The sequence below is a fragment of the Rhodococcus sp. LB1 genome (genome assembly GCF_001583455.1).
Taxonomy (GTDB): domain Bacteria; phylum Actinomycetota; class Actinomycetes; order Mycobacteriales; family Mycobacteriaceae; genus Rhodococcus_F; species Rhodococcus_F opacus.
On sequence record NZ_LTCZ01000291.1, the window covers coordinates 1 to 2,214 of the forward strand.

Annotated in this window: 1 protein-coding gene; it reads left to right on the forward strand. The window is 69.0% G+C overall.

Translation table 11 applies throughout. The features are described from left to right. Nucleotides 1-6: 6 nt before the first annotated feature. A complete protein-coding gene (locus AZG88_RS31165; RefSeq protein WP_063886914.1) occupies nucleotides 7-2,190 on the forward strand; it encodes a malate synthase G in 2,184 nt (727 codons plus the stop codon). Nucleotides 2,191-2,214 lie beyond the last annotated feature (24 nt).

Sequence of the window (2,214 nt, forward strand, 5' to 3'; positions counted from 1 at the left end):
CATTTCATGACTGAGCGTGTTGAGGTCGGCGGTCTGCAGGTCGCGAAGGTGCTCTACGACTTCGTGAACGAGGAGGCGCTGCCGGGGACCGGGGTGGACGTCGACGGGTTCTGGGCGGGTGCGGTCAAGGTGATCGACGATCTGGCGCCGAAGAACAAGGCGCTGCTGTCCACCCGCGACGACCTGCAGGCCCGGATCGACGCCTGGCACCAGGGCCGGGCCGGCACCGTGATCGACCCGGCCGAGTACAAGGCGTTCCTGACCGAGATCGGGTACCTGGTGCCCGAACCGGCCCCGTTCGAGGTGTCGACGGCGAACGTGGACACCGAGATCACCGCCACCGCCGGCCCGCAGCTGGTGGTCCCGGTCCTCAACGCCCGCTTCGCGCTGAACGCCTCCAACGCGAGGTGGGGGTCGTTGTACGACGCCCTGTACGGCACCAACGCCATCCCCGACGACGGCGGCGCCGAGGCGGGCGCCTCCTACAACAAGGTCCGCGGCGACCGGGTCATCGCCTGGGCCCGCACCTTCCTCGACACCGCCGCCCCCCTCCAGTCCGGTTCGCACGCCGACGCCGCCCGCTACACCGTCGACGGCACCGCCCTGACCGTGCAGCTCGCCGACGGCACGATCACCGGCCTGGCCGAGCCGGGCAAGTTCGTCGGCTACCTCGGCGACCCGGGCGCCCCGACCAGTGTGCTGCTGCGCAATCACGGGTTGCACGCGGAAATCCAGATCGACCCCGCCTCCCCGATCGGCCGGACCGACGCGGCCGGCGTCAAGGATGTGGTGCTCGAGTCCGCGGTCACCACCATCATGGACTTCGAGGACTCCGTCGCCGCCGTCGACGCCGACGACAAGGTGATCGGCTACCGCAACTGGCTGGGCCTGAACCGCGGGGACCTGACCGAGGAGATGACCAAGGGCGGCACGGCGTTCACCCGCCGGCTGAACCCGGACCGGGTCTACACCGCCCCGGACGGGTCCGAGCTCACCCTGCACGGGCGGTCGCTGCTGTTCGTCCGCAACGTCGGCCATCTGATGACCACCCCGGCGATCCTGCACGGCGACGGCACCGAAATCCCCGAGGGCATCCTCGACGCCCTGATCACCTCCCTGTGCGCGGTCCACGGGCTGTCCCGGTCCGAGCAGACCGGGCCGTTGGACAACTCCCGCACCGGGTCGATCTACATCGTCAAACCCAAGCAGCACGGCCCCGACGAGGTCGCGTTCACCACCGAACTGTTCGGCCGCGTCGAGCAGGTCCTCGGGCTGCCCGCCAACACCCTCAAGGTCGGCATCATGGACGAGGAACGCCGCACCACCGTCAACCTCGCCGCCTGCATCAACGAAGCCAGTGAGCGGGTGGTGTTCATCAACACCGGGTTCCTCGACCGCACCGGCGACGAGATCCACACCTCGATGGAGGCCGGGCCGATGATCCGCAAGGCCGAGATGAAGAAGCAGACCTGGATCACCGCCTACGAGGACTGGAACGTCGATGTCGGACTCGCCGCCGGGTTGCAGGGGCGGGCGCAGATCGGCAAGGGCATGTGGGCGATGACCGAGCTGATGGCCGAGATGCTCGAGCAGAAGATCGGCCACCCCAAGGCCGGCGCGAACACCGCGTGGGTGCCGTCCCCGACCGGGGCCACCCTGCACGCCACCCACTACCACCAGGTCGACGTCGTCGCCGTCCAGAACCGGCTGAAGGGCACCCGGCGGGCCACCCTCGACGAGATCCTCACCATCCCCCTCGCCCCGAACACCGACTGGTCCGAGGCCGAGAAACAGGAAGAACTCGACAACAACTGCCAGTCCATCCTCGGCTACGTGGTCCGGTGGATCGACGCCGGCGTCGGCTGCTCCAAGGTCCCCGACATCCACGACGTCGCCCTGATGGAGGACCGCGCCACCCTCCGCATCTCGTCGCAGCTGCTCGCGAACTGGATCCGGCACGATGTGGTCACCGCCGACCAGGTGGTGCAGTCACTGCAGCGGATGGCCCCGGTGGTGGACCGGCAGAACCAGGCCGATCCCACCTACCGGCCGCTGGCCCCGGACTTCGACACCAACATCGCCTTCCAGGCCGCGAAGGAACTGATCCTCGACGGCACCCGCCAGCCGTCGGGCTACACCGAACCGATCCTGCACCGCCGCCGCCGCGAATACAAAGCAGCCAACGCCTGACCCGGTCGCCCCCACGTGAGTGGC

Bases quoted from the DNA above. Each gene is read 5' to 3' on its own strand.
- AZG88_RS31165 (WP_063886914.1), top strand. From the start codon at position 7: ATGACTGAGCGTGTTGAGGTCGGCGGTCTGCAGGTCGCGAAGGTGCTC.